We start from the raw sequence: 16,085 nt of genomic DNA on the forward strand, positions 1-16,085 counted from the left end.
CACAGTAGCCTAAAACAAACTTTGCTTCTTCATCGTGATCAACGCCTAATGGCGATCTAAGGTTATTTCACGATCTAATCCCGTGCGGCTACACACCGCGAAAAAGTGATCAACGCCTAATGGCGATCTAAGGTTATTTCACTTCTCCCCCAGTCCTTACGCTTTCCAACAAGTTCGTGATCAACGCCTAATGGCGATCTAAGGTTATTTCACCGTGGTGGTCAATTCCACATCTCCCGGCTCATCTTCGTGATCAACGCCTAATGGCGATCTAAGGTTATTTCACCTGGGGGTGTCCGTGGCATCTTGCGGCGGTCGGTGGTGATCAACGCCTAATGGCGATCTAAGGTTATTTCACCCTGTTTGACGACCAGCGCGCCACCAGTGCGGAAGCGTGATCAACGCCTAATGGCGATCTAAGGTTATTTCACTGTTGATTTTTCAACACGCGGCGGCGGAATATATGCGTGATCAACGCCTAATGGCGATCTAAGGTTATTTCACGGCAACGTAACACCCCGATTGCTACAGAAGAAGGGTGATCAACGCCTAATGGCGATCTAAGGTTATTTCACTTGCTCCACGATTTGGGAATAGGGATGGCAAATCCGTGATCAACGCCTAATGGCGATCTAAGGTTATTTCACTGATCAACAACCATGAACAAATAAGCAAAAAACAGAATGTGATCAACGCCTAATGGCGATCTAAGGTTATTTCACCAGGATTCTGAAAACAGCGATATCGAAAAGTAAAGTGATCAACGCCTAATGGCGATCTAAGGTTATTTCACCAGGATTAGAAAAACATCGGTAACGGAAAACGAAGTGATCAACGCCTAATGGCGATCTAAGGTTATTTCACCGGGGGAATAAGTGACATTGATTGCTATGGTCAGAGTGATCAACGCCTAATGGCGATCTAAGGTTATTTCACGTTTTGACATTATACCATATAGTTGCGATGTCTGACGTGATCAACGCCTAATGGCGATCTAAGGTTATTTCACAATGGAGAGGTAAAAAATGGCTATGCTGGCATAGAGTGATCAACGCCTAATGGCGATCTAAGGTTATTTCACTTATGGCACTGGTTTGGGTATTGCTGAGATAATTGGTGATCAACGCCTAATGGCGATCTAAGGTTATTTCACAGCAGCCGCCAGAACCCTTACAGAACAAGACCTCTCAGACAGTTTTGCAAGCACCCCCTTCACCTCTATCAACTTACCCCCCCATTTTACCATTTTTCCCAAAAAGTCAACACCCAGAACCCAGACTTCATAAAGGTTTTAGGATTTTGCAAGCACCTCCTGCCCCCTCTCACCCCCCTCAAACCCAGAACCCACAACACTTACAGCAATTTTCAGCCCCCCCTTTCCCCTAACAGCCCCAGGTGCTTGCATTTTTTCAAATCACCCGAAACCCCCCCTCATCCAACAGCCAAGTATTCGGACGATTGTACTTCGGCAAATCCTGCACACACTGCCGAGACAACCGAATCAAAATCAAATCATCCTCCTTCGTCAACACCCGCTCCAACTCCCAGCGCAACTTCTCCCGCATACGCTGACTCAACCAACAGCGAAAAATCGAATACTGCAACCGCTCCCCATAGCCTTCCAACACCTTATACGCCTTCCGCCACCGCTTCGGACAACGAATGTCATAACAAACTAAATACCAATTCTTCAACTCAGCCATCATTCACCTCCGTGAACTACCCCACCCTGCCGTTGGCGAGGATGGGGCTTCCTGATTCAACAGGAACAGCATCTAGCAAAACCGAAATCTTGCCAGGTTGTCTTACGTTCCCTCCCCAGGCCGTATCGCTGGTTCCCAACGACAATATCCGCAAGGCTTCATTTTTAATGTTTTGTGCTGCATTAATATCACGGTCATGGTGAGTGCCACAATGTTGACATTCCCATTGCCGAACTTCTAACGGTAAGCTATCCACTCGATTCAGGCAAACGTGACAGGTTTTTGAAGACGCAAAATAGCGGTCAACTTCAATATAGGTTTTGCCTTCCCACTCGGCTTTATATTTAAGCATTGTGGTAAACATTCCCCAACCCACATCACTAATTGCCTTGGCTAGTTTAGGGTTTTTTACCATCCCTTTGACGTTCAGATTCTCTACAGCAATCACTTGGTTTTCGTTAACTATCTTGCGGGATAGTTTGTGTAGAAAGTCCTCACGACATCGGGCTATCTTACTATGAACTTTGGCGACTTTTTGTTTCGCCTTAGCTCGATTTTTACTCCCTTTTTGTTTACGGCATAGCTTTTGTCGCTTACGCTTTAGGTTTTTCTGATGCTTGGCAAAATGGCGAGGATTATCGTACTTAGACCCATCGCTAGTAATGGCAAAATGAGTTAGTCCAACATCAATGCCAATAGCTTTACCCTCAACTGATGGGCTAATGGCATCTTTCCCGTCATCTACTAACACTGAAGCATAGTATTTGCCATCCGGATTTTTAGAGAGAGTAACGGTTTTGATTTTCCCTTCAAATTCCCGATGACGACGGCAATACACTAACCCAATCTTCCCCGGTATTTTGAGATAGTCCCCTTCAAACTTAACGTTGGCAGGATAACTCAGAGACTGCCGACCATGCTTGGACTTGAAACGGGGTAACTGCGCCCGCTTGTCAAAGAAGTTTTTGTAGGCAGTAGAAAGATTAAGGGCAACCACTTGTAAGGATTGGGAGTAAGCATCTGTTAGCCAAGGATATTCCTTTTTTAGTCCTGGTAATAGGCCTTGGATATATCCCCTAGACAATCCCTTACCCGTCTCGATATAGGTTTTTCGGCACAAGTCTAAGGCAAAATTCCAATACCAACGACAGCATCCGAACGCCTTAGCTAGGGATGCTTTTTGCTCGTCAGTAGGATAGATACGATACTTGTACGCTTTATACATTATCGAGAACTGGTGTTGTCGATAACAGTCTAACAGATTATCTAAGGATTTTGTCCAAGGATTCGCTGTCGCTCAGTTTATTACTGGGTTGCTATCCCACCCCGAGCAAGCGAGGAAGGGGAATTCCGCAACATTTTTGTTAAAAAAAGTTTTTGCTTGAGCCTTAGCCCGCGAAAATTCCACCAGAACATTCATCCTAGGGGCGTACTACATACGCCCCCAAACCTTCAACCCCCTAACGCACAATCAACCGCCCAAATAATCCCCCCTCCCCAGACCACTCCTTCTCCAACAACCGCACCTCCAACTCCAACAAACGGCGGTAAGTCAACGAATACCCCGTCACCGGATGCTTCCACATTTCCCCCTTACGCTGCTCATACAACCGAATAAACTTCCGACGCCCCTCCTCACTCAACCAAACCTGCTCACCTCGCACCTCAAAATCCCCCTGCACATCCCACTGTTGGCGATTCACAGCCGTCACCACCGTCATATCCACCAACGGCACCCGAAACACCTCCATCAAATCCAACGCCAACGGCGGAGCCTGCGTCCGAGGTTGATGGTAAAACCCCAAAGCTGGCTCCAACCCCACCGTCAAAATCCCATTCATCACATCCTTAATCAACAACGCATAACCGAAACTCAACAAAGCATTAAAACGGTCCTTCGGCGGACGACGATTCCGACCCGAAAACCGCAACTCCGCCGGAACATCCGCCCCCAAAAGTCCCGGCAACGCCCCAAAATACAACGCCGCCACCTTCCCCTCAATCCCCAACAACGAATCCAAAGACTCAGCCTTCGGCACCTGTTTCAACACCGCCTTCATCTGACCAATCGCCTTATCCAACTCCCCCGCTGTCCCCTTACGTCGTTTTCCCCGCATCAAAAACTTCCGTTGTCCCTCCCCCCGACAACTCACCAACTTCCGCGCCAACACCAGACAAAAATCCCCCTCACTCAATCCCCGATACTGCCGAATTCGCCGTTGAACACTCCCATTCCGACAGTCCAAACTCCCCACATATCGCCCCCCACCCGACACAAAATGCACCCCCACATCCTTAGCTGCTAAAAAATGCAACGCCTGAGTCGAAATTTGCGAGAAACTATGGAGAACAACCTGACTCACCTGTTGAATCGAAACCTTTTCCTCCTTCTCATTTCGTCGGCTAATTTTCAGTTGTTCCCCCGTCCGTCCCACACGAGTTCCTGGCTCCAAAACATGAATCACCTCCCGCTCATCATCCGCCGGAAAAAGCCGCACCGGATGCCACTCCTTGTTATGCGCTAATCGTGCCTCTTCCGGCAAACAAACCGCCGCCAAAGAACAACGAGAACAGAGATGTTCATTATTAATTACAGGCGGTCGATAAGGCGATTGTTTTAACTCCCGTGCCGCTTGAATCATCTCTCGTACCCATTGGCGACCAGAGTCATCTAACGGGACATGAATCAAAACATTGTCCGCATGATAGCGAATTCGTCCCTCAACAATCGTCACCCCTAACGCCGCTTCCAACAAGCAACAATACGCTAAAACTTGTAACTTATCACTCTCCCAAGCTTGGGGATTTTTTTGTTCATCCCGATAACAACGACCCCGTTTATGTTCATAGGGAATCGTCTTTCCCTCACGAGTCCGCAGTGCATCCACCCGTCCCCGCAACCCCAACAATTCATCCTCCAAATACAAATCTTGCCACTCTTCTCCGTCCTCCAACTCAATCGCCTCATGGAGTCGTCGTCCCGCAAAAACCGCCGCATCTTGGGTATAAAGTTCTTCCACTTCTTCCAAGTAGAAAAGACGGGGACAGTAGGCAAAAGCATGAAGAGAACAAACCCGTAAAGTTTCCGGTGTAGGTTGCAGAATATTAATGGACTCTAAATCGATAGTTTGCATAGTCATCCTTTAATCAGTGGTAGATTACTTGATGACTAATCTAACCCCCCAACCCGGCAAAAAATGTTCCGACTTGAAAAATAGTGAGTTTTTGACCTAATTTTTAGGAGAATTGGAAGCAGTTACCATCCGTTTAATTCTTGCCCATAGTGTAGTTCAAACCAATATTATTCATGGTGAAATGTTGGGTTTCGCTCTCGCTCCACCCAACCTACAATTAAAGCGGATAGATTACTTGATGACAAATCTAACCCTTGAACCTAGCAAGACTAAACTGTTCAAACAACTCAAAAAATAACTCGAAAGCTAACCTTTCGTCATTTACTTGAGATAAAATAATATTCTCCCAACCTTCAGATGAGTTGACATTATATTTTTCTTGTATCCAGTTCTGGAATTGAGAAAATTGTTTTTCTTGTTGTGTTAATTCTAACCCTAACTCCTCCCTAGACATACTGTAACCCAATAACAGCATCTTTAAACGGATTAAAGACACCCTTCCCAAATACATTCCCGGACGCTTTTTAATTCGTTCTAATAAATCATAGAGATATTCTTCCGTATTTTTATGATTGTTATTTTTTTCGATATCTAACATAAATGACTCTCTTATTGACTAAAATTCTTCTTCAATAACAACTAGCTCTTGTCCTAAATGGATTTTACCAAAAAACTGAAAATTAGCTAACCATTCTTTTTTAGGTGTTCCATTAAGATGATGATTGTCAAAAACCATTTCAACATCATCTACAGTGAGTAAAACTCCTTCATGGTATCCCGTCTCTGAAATAGCATCCCCTCCAATACTATCATCATAAATAAAACAATTGCGATAATCTAAATCAGCTTGTGTGTTTATCTTAATGACTTTGCCTTTGATTTCTAGTGATTTCAGATACTTTTTTAGAGCTAAAGCAAATTGAACACAGTATAAAGTAGGATAACTACTAGCTATTTCGGCTAGTTTTTCTCTTTGTTTTGATGTTAAATACTTCATTAATATATAGCTAGTCCTAATGAGACGTGAACTCTGGATTATTGTCCTATTTCGATTCTAGGAGATCCTTTTTGGCACGACTCAGATAGGTCGGCTATATACTTAAAACCAATCTTGTTAGTCCTGAAATGTTGGGTTTCGCTCTCGCTCCACCCAACCTACAATTAGAACGCAATTGTGAAAGCAAGTTAACTCAAGGCTGAACAAAACCCTGAACTCCCTTTCAGGATAACTTCATCTTTTTTGAGTTCTAGACTTCCCCTTCCTTTCCACAGTTACCCCTTCAATAACAGTCCAGCACTGTTCATTCAACTCTCCAGATTCATTCAAACTAAAGCGTTGAAATTTTCCCTGAGTTGTTTGACGATTAATCCAAATAGGTAAGGCAATTAACCCCCGATTATCTTTCTCTAACCATTGAATCTGACCATCCTCTGGACGATAGGTTCTAATCCCATTAACTAACGCCCAAGATTCCCCCAAGGATAACCCACCAAAACGAGTAATTTGTTCAGGAGTTGACAAAGCAATGCTCACCCGTTCATCCAGTTTAACCGAGGCAGATTCCCCACTAGAATCAATTTTAAGGGCAATTTTGACATCTGTCAGAATTTCCTGAAAATTCGGTTTAGAAAACTGACTGGTTGGATAAATTCCTTGGTGCGTTTTACTAAACTTATGGTGTCGTTGTTTGCGAACAATTCGGGAAACAGTAGGAGTCTCTCCAATCAACCCAATAGCTAATTTAACCCCTAAATGTGCCGTTAAATCTGTTTCTCCAACGAGGGATAAGAGAAACCCATAGAGGGTGGAAGGAGGAGGATAGAGATAGGTTTCTCGGTAGTCTCGCGCAAAGCTGCGAGGGAAACTTGTACAAGGACATTCAAGATAGAGTAAATCACTCATTAAACCGTTGCCTCCTGTTGCAAGCGTTTTTGAGCGGAACTAATCGCTTCTTTAATTCCTCGGCACACTGTCACCCCTAAACTTTTTAGTTGTTTGCCATAGGGAGTGTCGGCAATTTCACCCGCTACAATTAATTCCACAGGAGCAATATCTCCCACTTCAACTAAGCGAATTAAACGAGGACATCCCACCGAATCACCCACTCGTTCAAAACAGTTCATAATCCAAGGACTGGGGTCTTCTGTCACTCGCAAGACTAAAGATTCTGGACGAAATTCATACAAAAAGCGAGCATGATTGCCCCCAACGTGCTGAATAGCAGGAATGGCATTTAATAACATTTTAGCCCGTTTCTTGTCTTTTAAACTGCTGGGAGTTAAGGCTAAAGTGTACTGGTAAGCGGTACAGTGAACCTCTGTATTGTGAATTGAAGTTTTACCTTTTTGTCCACCTTTTGAACCAAAAACAATATCGCCCCAGTAAGGGTCTAAACTAATAGCTCGACTGACTTCTAACACCCCTCGCCGTTTCGTCGTAGCATCTTTATTATCTTTGTCTTTTTTGGCATCCATAAAGCCAAAAAGGTCATCATCAATGTAGGTTTCGGGGTTATATTTCTCGTTTTTAATCTCATATTTGTCCGTTTCAGGATTAAAAGTCCGATTGACTTGTTTTGGGTAGAGATTCTGGAAACATTCCCGATACCCCCAACGAATGGCATCGGCGCTGACGGTAGTATATTGGTCATTGCCGCGAGTAATTTTTTGTAAGGTGGACAGGGTACTGCCATCGCCTTCTCCTCGGTTATTGGCAGCAATGGCGGTGGGGGTAACGATGGTGACAAAAAGATGTTGAGTCATTTTTTTCTCCTTGTAATAAGGTGAGTTTGTACAGGGGTGAGAGAGAAATTTAACGATTTCTTTGGGGATTAAATCTCTGCCTCAAAGCCTTCTTCAGAATCATCTGAGGTCAGAGATTGATCTAAAACTTCTTCGGGAACTTCTGGTGTTCCATCTTTCCCTTTTCCGGTGTAACTGGCAATGGCGAGTAGGGCTAAATCCCGGGCTTTTTTCCAGTTGTTGTCTTTGTGCAGCCACTGATAAATTTCCGCGCCAACACCTCGCGTCGCTTTGCTGCGATGACGACTTAAAAAGTCAACGGTTGTTTTAGCAAAGTCCTGTTGAGTGCTAGGACGTTGTAAGCGGGTGATAATTTTATTAGTAACTTGGGGATAATCTAGGGAACGACCTTGTTTACTTGCCTGTACAATTTGCTCCCGCAAGTAGCTACTAAATGCTCCTTGTACGGCATCAAAAAGGGTCTGTTCTAAGGGATCTAAGTATTGACTCATTTGGACTAATCCTTTCCGTTCATAAAGTTTGTTTTGTTTGTAAAACTCGTAAAAGCCGCAATACCAAGGCTTGCCGAGAATTAGGTTATCGCACAGCCAAGGTAACACTTTAGAGATGGCTAACCAGGTTTCTCCTTTCTCATTTTTGCGAATTTGCGGCTTGAAAAATTGAAAAGCTGAGTTGTAGAGGTCTAATACTTTATTACTTACCTTAACACGAAATACGGCTTGTTTCAAGTAATTTTGACTACCATCCCATTGTTGTTTTCCCAGTTGATACACTTCACAGTAGTTCACGCGAAATCTTTGATTATCTTCGAGAATTTTCTCCTGTAAAAGAAAGCGTAACCCCGACTCTCCCGCACTACTAGAGCGGAAATCTTGGTAGGTTCTGCCTGATGATTTTTTTCGCTGTTTAACCCACTGTTTGAGGTTCTTAACTTCAGGAATGACGACGGCAGAACGAAAGCCGGAAAGTTGATAGTAGTGACAAGCTAGGGGCAGAAAAACCAGTGCAATAAAGTTTTCTGGAGATTCTTGATAAGCCCCGTGAACAAAACATTCTATTAAGCCGGGGATGTGGTGTCCTTTAAGGGGAATTTGGGGTTTAAATGCGCCTTTACTATTAAAGGCTTCTTTAAAGTCTCGGGTATAGTAACAGTCCTCCAGAAGACGAAAAGAACGGGTAATTTCTGCGTCATCAATGGCAAAGCTTAAAAGTTGGGCTTCTTTGCTTTGTTTGCGTTGTTGGTTATGTTGGAGAAAGGTGGTGACAACGCCCTCGGTAAAGGTGTATTTTCCTTGGTAATCAAGTTTTAAAGCGGGAACATTTAAGTACCCGTCTTTAATCTGATAGGTGTGTTGAAGGAGACTGAGGAAGGCATCTCGGTCTGTCCCCTGCCAATTCAGATGGACTTCCTCCTCTGTAAACTGCCACTTGAAAGGCATTTGCTGGGAGCCTATGGCCTCTAAAGCCAAGGCTAAACCTGCAATTCCAGCCCGATGGACTAGGAGAGTATTAGGGTTAAAAATCGATAACGTGAAACTTGTCATAGTGCAATAGACCTCAATGTTTTGTCGCGCCCAATTCTGAGGAATAGTCCCACTCTTGAGTGGGTGCAATAGGATAAAACTTGTATTTTTTCCATTCTTTTATTTCTTTGGGTTTTATGGGAATCGGCACAGTATAGCGAGGGAGTTGTTTACTGCCCAATGTTTTAAGAATAGGTAAATCTTGCTCTAGTAAAACCGTGGCGTTAAAGCCTGCTTTACGGAGAGACGTAGAATAGGTTTGCCATGTTTTATCGAGTAAAACAGAATCCCTTTCCGGTTGACCTTCAACGGCTACATTTTCCAACCATTGGGCTAAATCTCTTTGACAAACTTCTCCGGGGAAAGATTGAATCAGTTCTAAACCCTGATTGAGTTCTTCCTTGGAGTAGGGATAGCCAACTTTCCCATCAGGATAAAATAGGGCATCTAAAGGATGACCACAATAGCGCCGATTTAAACGGCCTAAACGTTGAATGAGTCCCGCAGGATTCGCCACTTGACTCACTAACAACGTGGCGGAAAGATCAAGGGACATTTCCGCTACTTGGGTAGTAATGGCTAAAACAGGTTCTTGATATTCCGGTTTAAAAGCATCAACTACAGCGCGATGATGTTCTACTCGGTCTTGATAACGAAAGCGACTATGGTATAAAAGCGCGTTCAGTCCCCTTTCTCGCGCTTCCTGATGGACAGAAATGGCCCTGTTGACCTGATTACACACCCAGAGGACTTTCCCTCCAGCAGCGAGTTCTTGGGTCACTCTTGACCAGTCCATTTGTTCGCTATAGTGGAAGCGATAACGGGGTTGGGTTTCTAATTCTGGGGGACCGGAAATGATAGCTAAAGGTTCACCTACGGCCTCCTGAAGGGCTTCTAGTTGCCAAGGGAGGAAGGAGGCAGACATGAGGAGGATGGGGGCTTTGACGACCTCTAGGAAGCGCAATAATGCCCCAAAGAGGCGTTCATCGTAACAGTGAACCTCATCAAAGACAAAAGCAGCTTGTGCGATCGCCGGGAAACAATAAATGGGTCTACGATTACATTGGAGCAACCCTAACACAGTGTCCACTGTACAGATAATTGCCTCACGACCCCAAGCTTGAAAAGACTCTAATTTTAAAGCCACTTCATTATTAACTGTCTCTCCTGCTTCCTCTTCTTCCCCCGTGGTCGCCATAGCTAAATCCACATCAGCGCGAGAATGGAGTAGAATCGAGTCTACCTGATGGTGAACATAATCTAAAAAGCCCTCAGTACTGGTTCCTGTCGTGGGATAGCAAAAGATCAGTTTTCGTCCCAACGCTTTAGCCTTTGCCCAATTATAAGCCCCTAATGTTTTTCCTGTACCGCATCCCGCCCGGGCAAGGGTCACGCGGGTAGAACTTTCTGCTAATTGAATTTGAAACGGCCGTAAAGTTTTCCCCTCTAATCGCCCTGCCATTACCTGATCTAACTTGGCTTCATCCAGCGTCCGTTCTACCTCTTCTGTAATCCATTTCTGGATGGATAGATTAGTATTAGGAATCGCTGAACCGACCGCATCTCCGGCAATCACTAACGCTTTAATGACGGCTAAAAATACAAGATTCGGTTGCCATTCTTCCTCTAAAAATGACTGAACTTCTTGCCGTTTTTGCTTAATAGTCGTCACAAACCAAAATTCAGAAGGTTTTTGACTCAGTTTGGGTTTATCGGGTAAACCTAAAGCTTTCACCCCATATTTTAACAGAGGACGAAACAAGGGATGATATTGTGGTTTACCCTGACTTTTAATCACCGTATAAAGCCGTAAACAATCCTCTCCACTCTGACGAACTTCTCCTAACTCATCCGTAGCTTTTCCTTTTTTCCCCCCTAATTTAAGATGATGTCCACCCCCAGCGACTAAAGCGGTGAGAAAATCCCCCTCCCCTTGTTCTAACCATTCTCGAAACTCCCAAGCTAATAAAACAGATGCCACCTCATGACGAATGATTTGGGGTTCATGAAGGGGATTCCTTTGATGCCGGACTACTTGTTGAAAATGATGGTTTGCCTTGCCCCAATCGTGGAGATAAGCCGCTTTTTGAGCCGTTGCTTTAAGGAAACTAAACGAATAGTTTAGACAAAATTGTTGCAGTAATCTTTCCCCTAAAACATCAATCAATGTGGTAACAGCATTGACCACATCTGCTGTATGTCCGACTAAACTATAAGACCCTTTCCACTGTCCAGATTGAAAGGATTTAGCTAATAACAAATTAGGCTCTAATTGAGTTTTCATGACCGACCTCCTGAACCGGATAAAACCACCCACAACCAAAATGTTTCCGGCCTCCTAACCCCATCCCTTGCAACTTGAGAGAATTTTCTGGATTTAACCCTTCCACTGTCACCCCATAACCGAGAACATTTTTCCCATGAATCTTGATAGCTCGTTGGGCTAAATTCCCCTCATCATTGCTGTCAATAGAAACCTGAGCGTTGATATCTAATTTCGCTAACCCTTTTTGACAAGATTGTAGAAAATGGAGAGGTGCATCCTGACTATTCCAAGTATCTAAACGAAAGGTGACTAAGCGCGCTTTTAGGGTTGCACTGGCTTGGGGCAATGTTAGACGGGGTTGAATCAAGCGGATTAAGTGACCTCGAATATCTAACACTTGGTTCTGGAGAATGCGATACCATTGGGCTGCATTTTCTGCGGGACAACGTAAGCGAAATCGACCATTTTTATTGAGATAAATAATCCCGTTTTGATTGGGAATTCCTGCAATGCTACAGATTAATAAATCTGGGGGTAAGTTACGCTCTATCAGGAGTTTTGCTTGTTGTTCCTGTTCTAGAGACTGTAAGAACTTTTTCAGGGCAGAATAGAGCGCGTAACCGTGATCTGCGGGTAAAGTTTGCCCTCGCAGGGAGAATTGAACTTCTAGGAAATTCATAGTTTATTAGAGAAGTGTTGAATAAAGTTATGCCAATTAGAACGAGTGCAGGATCTTTCAATCTCTTGTTGTGATCTCAATTAAATTCTCAGTCAGTTTTGGTAAATCTTGACTCACCACTTGCCAAACGATATCAAGATCCACATTCCCGTAATTATGAATTAGGCGATTTCGCATACTTATAATGGCGTGCCAAGGAATGGTAGGATATTGACAACAATCTTCTTTAGGAATTCGACTGGCTGCTTCCCCTATAATCTCAAGTAAGCGAACGATGGCAAGATTTAAAAGGCGATCGCTATCAAGGTCTTGACGGGTTTTTGATTGCATAATGGTCATCGCTTCTTGAGCATGGTTTAACATATCCAGCAATCTTTCCTGTGTTCTAGGGTTTGGCATACTGAAGCACGGCCTGGGCTAAAACTTGTTCCCGAATTTGAGGACTCAGAAAACCCACTGTGTTTAAGTCCACTCGACATTGCAAAATTTCGCTCAGTTCATCTTGCAGTTCAAAAAATGCTAATCCCGGAACTTGATCCGGTTCAAACTCGACCAGAATATCTAGATCACTGTCTGGGGTAAAATCATCTCGCAAAACAGACCCAAAAAGGTACAGTTTGCGAATATGATGGCGTTGGCAAAATGGTTGGATCATTTCTGGGGGCAGTTGAATCTCTAATTGTTGGCTCATGGTGACAATTCCTCTCTGTTTTGAAAAAACTTTATACTAGGATTATTCATAATCTGAACCTCCTAATAAATCGTAATGTTGAATCATCCCCTCTAGTTCCGCCTTAACTAAAGCCACCAATTCCGGCGGTTTCTTTACCTTTGCACCCTTGCCATACCCCAACACCCACCGCTTGAGGTCATTAAGGCCAGAGGTTACTAAATGCAGGGTGAGGGACCCATCGGGGTGTTCTTCAATGTCTTGGGTGATGTGCCAACGACGCTCTCGGATAAAGGGTGCTGTGGCCGCATCAAACCAAATGGCGATCGCAACAGGAAAACCACCGACTTCATGCTGAAAGATTTGGTTGAGGTAGGTTTTAGGGTCAAAGTTGGGATCTCGTACAAAGGTTTGGTCAAGTATCCGTAGGGCCTTAATCCGGTCTACCCGAAACCAGCGCATTTCTTGGCGTTTTTGACAAAAGCCAATCACATAGGGGTTAGTGCCGCGATAAATATGGAGCAGATAGGGGTCGATGATGCGTTCAGACTCTTGGTTACGGGTGGCGGCAAAGTAGCGCATCCAGACGGATTGATTGTTCTGACAAGCACTAATGAGTTGAGTCCAGGTTTCGGGGTTAAGGTTAAGGACTGCACCACTGCGGAAGATAATCCGTTCATCGGCCAGTTGTTGGAGATTAATCCAAGTTTGTTCGGGGAGGCGTTGGGATAACTGTTCAATGGAGGAGCGTAATTCGGGTTCGTAGGCAGAACCAGCATAAGCTTCCAGCATCCTTGCACCGAGGATGAGAGCAAAGAGTTCTCCTTGACTAAGAGCAATGCTGGGCAGTCGCCAGTGGGGGTCTGTGTAGTGCCAGCCTTGGGTTTTGCTGTATTTGAGGGGGGCGGATAGGCGATCGCGCAAAAATGCCAAATCATTGCGAATGGTGCGATCGCTCACCTCCAGACAGTCTGCTAACGTTTGACTGGTGGGACGTTGACTAGAACGGATCAGGTGATCCAACTCTAGCAAACGTTCTAAATGGCGGGACATTGCCGACTCCTGAACGAAAAGACAAGTCCATCATAGTCCTCCAACCCGGCAAAATCCTTTCCGGGTTCAAGCCAGCTTGAACAAAGCTGAGGCGGGCTTCCCAAGCCAATCACTGCCTAAAACCAAAAACGCCCCACTGAAAAAGCAGTAGAGCGTTGTGGAGAATATTTAGGCCTGGCAAGGAGCGATTGTCCCAGGAGGCAACCCTCAAAGTATCGTAGCCGCGCTAGCGTTTCACAACCGAGTTCGGGAAGGGATCGGAGTGGGACCGCTAGGCTAAACTCACCAAGCCGGGGGAGAATCCCCTCAAGACTGCATAGAAGAAAGAGGTCAAGCCCTCGGTCTGTTAGTACGCCTTGGCTTCATCCCTTGCAGGACTTCCACCGAACGCCTATGTAACGGGTGTTCTGCCCGTGACCTTACTTGGTTAACCCAAACAGAGCACTCATCTTGAGGTGGGCTTCCCACTTAGATGCTTTCAGCGGTTATCCGCTCCGCACATAGCTACCCTGCGTTTGCCGTTGGCACGACAACAGGTACACCAGCGGTGCGTCCTTCCCGGTCCTCTCGTACTAAGGAAGGCTCCTCTCAATGCTCTTGCGCCTGCACCGGATATGGACCGAACTGTCTCACGACGTTCTGAACCCAGCTCACGTACCGCTTTAATGGGCGAACAGCCCAACCCTTGGGACGTACTTCCGCCCCAGGTTGCGATGAGCCGACATCGAGGTGCCAAACCTCCCCGTCGATGTGGACTCTTGGGGGAGATCAGCCTGTTATCCCTAGAGTAACTTTTATCCGTTGAGCGACGGCCCTTCCACTCAGCGCCGTCGGATCACTAAGGCCTAGTTTCCTACCTGCTCGAAATGTCTCTCTCGCAGTCAAGCTCCCTTGTGCCTTTACACTCTGCGGCTGATTTCCAACCAGCCTGAGGGAACCTTTGCGCGCCTCCGTTACCTTTTAGGAGGCGACCGCCCCAGTCAAACTGCCCACCTGAAACTGTCCTTCTCCCGGCTCACGGGCAGAAGTTAGAATTCTAGCCTTGCCAGAGTGGTATCTCACCGTTGGCTCTGTATCCCCCACAAGGAATACTTCAACGCCTCCCACCTATCCTGCGCAAGCAAAGCCCGAACCCCATTCCAGGCTACAGTAAAGCTTCATAGGGTCTTTCTGTCCAGGTGCAGGGAGTCCGTATCTTCACAGACAATCCTATTTCGCCGAGTCTCTCTCCGAGACAGCGCCCAGATCGTTACGCCTTTCGTGCGGGTCGGAACTTACCCGACAAGGAATTTCGCTACCTTAGGACCGTTATAGTTACGGCCGCCGTTCACCGGGGCTTCGGTCGCCAGCTTTAGATTTCTCCTGACCAACTTCCTTAACCTTCCGGCACTGGGCAGGCGTCAGCTCCCATACTTCGTCTTGCGACTTGGCGGAAACCTATGTTTTTGGTAAACAGTCGCCTGGGCCTCTTCACTGCGACCAGCTCTCGCTGGCACCCCTTCTCCCAAAGTTACGGGGTCATTTTGCCGAGTTCCTTAGAGAGAGTTATCTCGCGCCCCTCGGTATTCTCTACCACCCTACCTGTGTCGGTTTCGGGTACAGGCATTAAAGACTTCAAGCGGAATTTTGGGCTTTTCTAGGAAGCATGATTAGTTTCCACTTCGCGGCCGTGGCCACTCGGACTCCTGACTCAGCTCAGTTGGTTTTCTCCCAACCTCAACACCTCGTTCAGTTGCACCAGGACTTCCATCCCCTGGCTGGTCTTAACCTTCTCCGTCCCCCAGTTCCTATTCTTTAACGGTACGGGATTGTTAACCCGTTGTCCATCGACTACGCTTTTCAGCCTCGCCTTAGGTCCTGACTTACCCTCCGTGGACGAGCCTTGCGGAGGAACCCTTAGGGTTTCGGGGTAGGTGATTCTCACACCTATTTTCGCTACTCAAGCCGACATTCTCACTTCTGTATCGTCCACATCTGCTTGCCGCTAATGCTTCTCCCAATACAGAACGCTCCCCTACCACTTATGTAGTATTACAGTAAGTCCACAGCTTCGGTAAGTGACTTAGCCCCGTTCATTTTCGGCGCAGGAGCGCTTGACCAGTGAGTTATTACACACTCTTTTAAGGATGGCTACTTCTAGGCAAACCTCCTGGTTGTCTATGCACTCCCACCTCCTTTCTCACTTAGTCACCATTTGGGGACCTTAGCTGGTGGTCTGGGCTGTTTCCCTTTCGACGATGAAGCCTTATCCCCACCGTCTCACTGGTTAAGTTCACTTGAGTATTCTTAGTTTG

Annotated in this window: 13 protein-coding genes, 1 rRNA gene, 1 CRISPR repeat array and 3 other annotated features (1 of these 18 only partly in view); all 14 genes read right to left on the bottom strand. The window is 45.7% G+C overall.

Annotated features, from left to right (window positions below):
• A CRISPR array of direct repeats spans positions 1 to 1,153; the repeat unit is 37 nt; unit sequence GTGATCAACGCCTAATGGCGATCTAAGGTTATTTCAC; it begins 1,493 nt to the left of the window's first position.
• Positions 1,154 to 1,409: 256 nt separating this feature from the next.
• Positions 1,410 to 1,703, bottom strand: a complete 294-nt coding sequence (cas2, locus tag SPI9445_RS0103360) for a CRISPR-associated endonuclease Cas2 (RefSeq protein ID WP_026079498.1) — start codon at positions 1,701 to 1,703, stop codon at positions 1,410 to 1,412.
• Positions 1,704 to 1,719: 16 nt separating this feature from the next.
• On the bottom strand, positions 1,720 to 2,928 hold the full coding sequence (locus SPI9445_RS0103365; protein ID WP_017303310.1) for an RNA-guided endonuclease InsQ/TnpB family protein: 1,209 nt from the start codon (positions 2,926 to 2,928) through the stop codon (positions 1,720 to 1,722).
• A 235-nt stretch (positions 2,929 to 3,163) separates the two neighbouring features.
• The gene (locus tag SPI9445_RS0103370) at positions 3,164 to 4,837 is read right to left on the bottom strand and encodes a type I-MYXAN CRISPR-associated endonuclease Cas4/Cas1 (protein ID WP_017303311.1); all 1,674 of its coding nucleotides are present in this window, start codon (positions 4,835 to 4,837) and stop codon (positions 3,164 to 3,166) included.
• Between the two features lie 247 nt (positions 4,838 to 5,084).
• Positions 5,085 to 5,435 carry a hypothetical protein gene (locus SPI9445_RS0103375; RefSeq protein WP_017303312.1) on the bottom strand — a complete coding sequence of 117 codons (351 nt, stop codon included), beginning with the start codon at positions 5,433 to 5,435 and terminating at the stop codon, positions 5,085 to 5,087.
• An 18-nt stretch (positions 5,436 to 5,453) separates the two neighbouring features.
• Positions 5,454 to 5,834: a papain fold toxin domain-containing protein gene (locus tag SPI9445_RS0103380; protein WP_017303313.1), complete on the bottom strand. Its 381-nt coding sequence runs from the start codon at positions 5,832 to 5,834 to the stop codon at positions 5,454 to 5,456.
• A 234-nt stretch (positions 5,835 to 6,068) separates the two neighbouring features.
• Positions 6,069 to 6,740, bottom strand: a complete 672-nt coding sequence (gene cas5, locus SPI9445_RS0103385; protein WP_017303314.1) for a CRISPR-associated protein Cas5 — start codon at positions 6,738 to 6,740, stop codon at positions 6,069 to 6,071.
• Positions 6,740 to 7,600 (bottom strand): type I-B CRISPR-associated protein Cas7/Cst2/DevR, encoded by an 861-nt coding sequence (gene cas7i, locus SPI9445_RS0103390; RefSeq protein ID WP_017303315.1) that lies wholly within the window; start codon positions 7,598 to 7,600, stop codon positions 6,740 to 6,742. The genes cas5 and cas7i overlap by 1 nt, the downstream gene beginning before the upstream one ends.
• A 68-nt stretch (positions 7,601 to 7,668) precedes the next feature.
• The gene (gene cas8a1 / locus SPI9445_RS0103395) at positions 7,669 to 9,144 is read right to left on the bottom strand and encodes a type I-MYXAN CRISPR-associated Cas8a1/Cmx1 (RefSeq protein ID WP_017303316.1); all 1,476 of its coding nucleotides are present in this window, start codon (positions 9,142 to 9,144) and stop codon (positions 7,669 to 7,671) included.
• Positions 9,145 to 9,157: 13 nt separating this feature from the next.
• Entirely contained in the window at positions 9,158 to 11,407 is a 2,250-nt protein-coding gene (locus SPI9445_RS0103400; protein WP_017303317.1) for a CRISPR-associated helicase/endonuclease Cas3, read from the bottom strand.
• The gene (gene cas6 / locus SPI9445_RS0103405) at positions 11,385 to 12,068 is read right to left on the bottom strand and encodes a type I-MYXAN CRISPR-associated protein Cas6/Cmx6 (protein WP_017303318.1); all 684 of its coding nucleotides are present in this window, start codon (positions 12,066 to 12,068) and stop codon (positions 11,385 to 11,387) included. Before cas6 ends, SPI9445_RS0103400 begins: the two co-directional genes overlap by 23 nt.
• A 57-nt stretch (positions 12,069 to 12,125) precedes the next feature.
• On the bottom strand, positions 12,126 to 12,431 hold the full coding sequence (locus SPI9445_RS0103410) for a HepT-like ribonuclease domain-containing protein (protein WP_017303319.1): 306 nt from the start codon (positions 12,429 to 12,431) through the stop codon (positions 12,126 to 12,128).
• A 22-nt stretch (positions 12,432 to 12,453) separates the two neighbouring features.
• Positions 12,454 to 12,759 (bottom strand): nucleotidyltransferase family protein, encoded by a 306-nt coding sequence (locus SPI9445_RS0103415; RefSeq protein ID WP_017303320.1) that lies wholly within the window; start codon positions 12,757 to 12,759, stop codon positions 12,454 to 12,456.
• A gap of 42 nt (positions 12,760 to 12,801) precedes the next feature.
• A complete protein-coding gene (locus tag SPI9445_RS0103420; protein ID WP_017303321.1) occupies positions 12,802 to 13,791 on the bottom strand; it encodes a helix-turn-helix transcriptional regulator in 990 nt (329 codons plus the stop codon).
• A gap of 172 nt (positions 13,792 to 13,963) precedes the next feature.
• Positions 13,964 to 14,081 (bottom strand): 5S ribosomal RNA (gene rrf / locus SPI9445_RS0103425).
• Positions 14,082 to 14,129: 48 nt separating this feature from the next.
• Positions 14,130 to 14,999: a sequence feature (23S ribosomal RNA rRNA prediction is too short), on the bottom strand.
• Between the two features lie 2 nt (positions 15,000 to 15,001).
• Positions 15,002 to 15,734: a sequence feature (23S ribosomal RNA rRNA prediction is too short), on the bottom strand.
• A gap of 76 nt (positions 15,735 to 15,810) precedes the next feature.
• Positions 15,811 to 16,008 (bottom strand) — a sequence feature (23S ribosomal RNA rRNA prediction is too short).
• Positions 16,009 to 16,085: the final 77 nt, after the last annotated feature.

It is taken from the genome of Spirulina subsalsa PCC 9445 (assembly GCF_000314005.1).
Classification (GTDB): domain Bacteria; phylum Cyanobacteriota; class Cyanobacteriia; order Cyanobacteriales; family Spirulinaceae; genus Spirulina_A; species Spirulina_A subsalsa.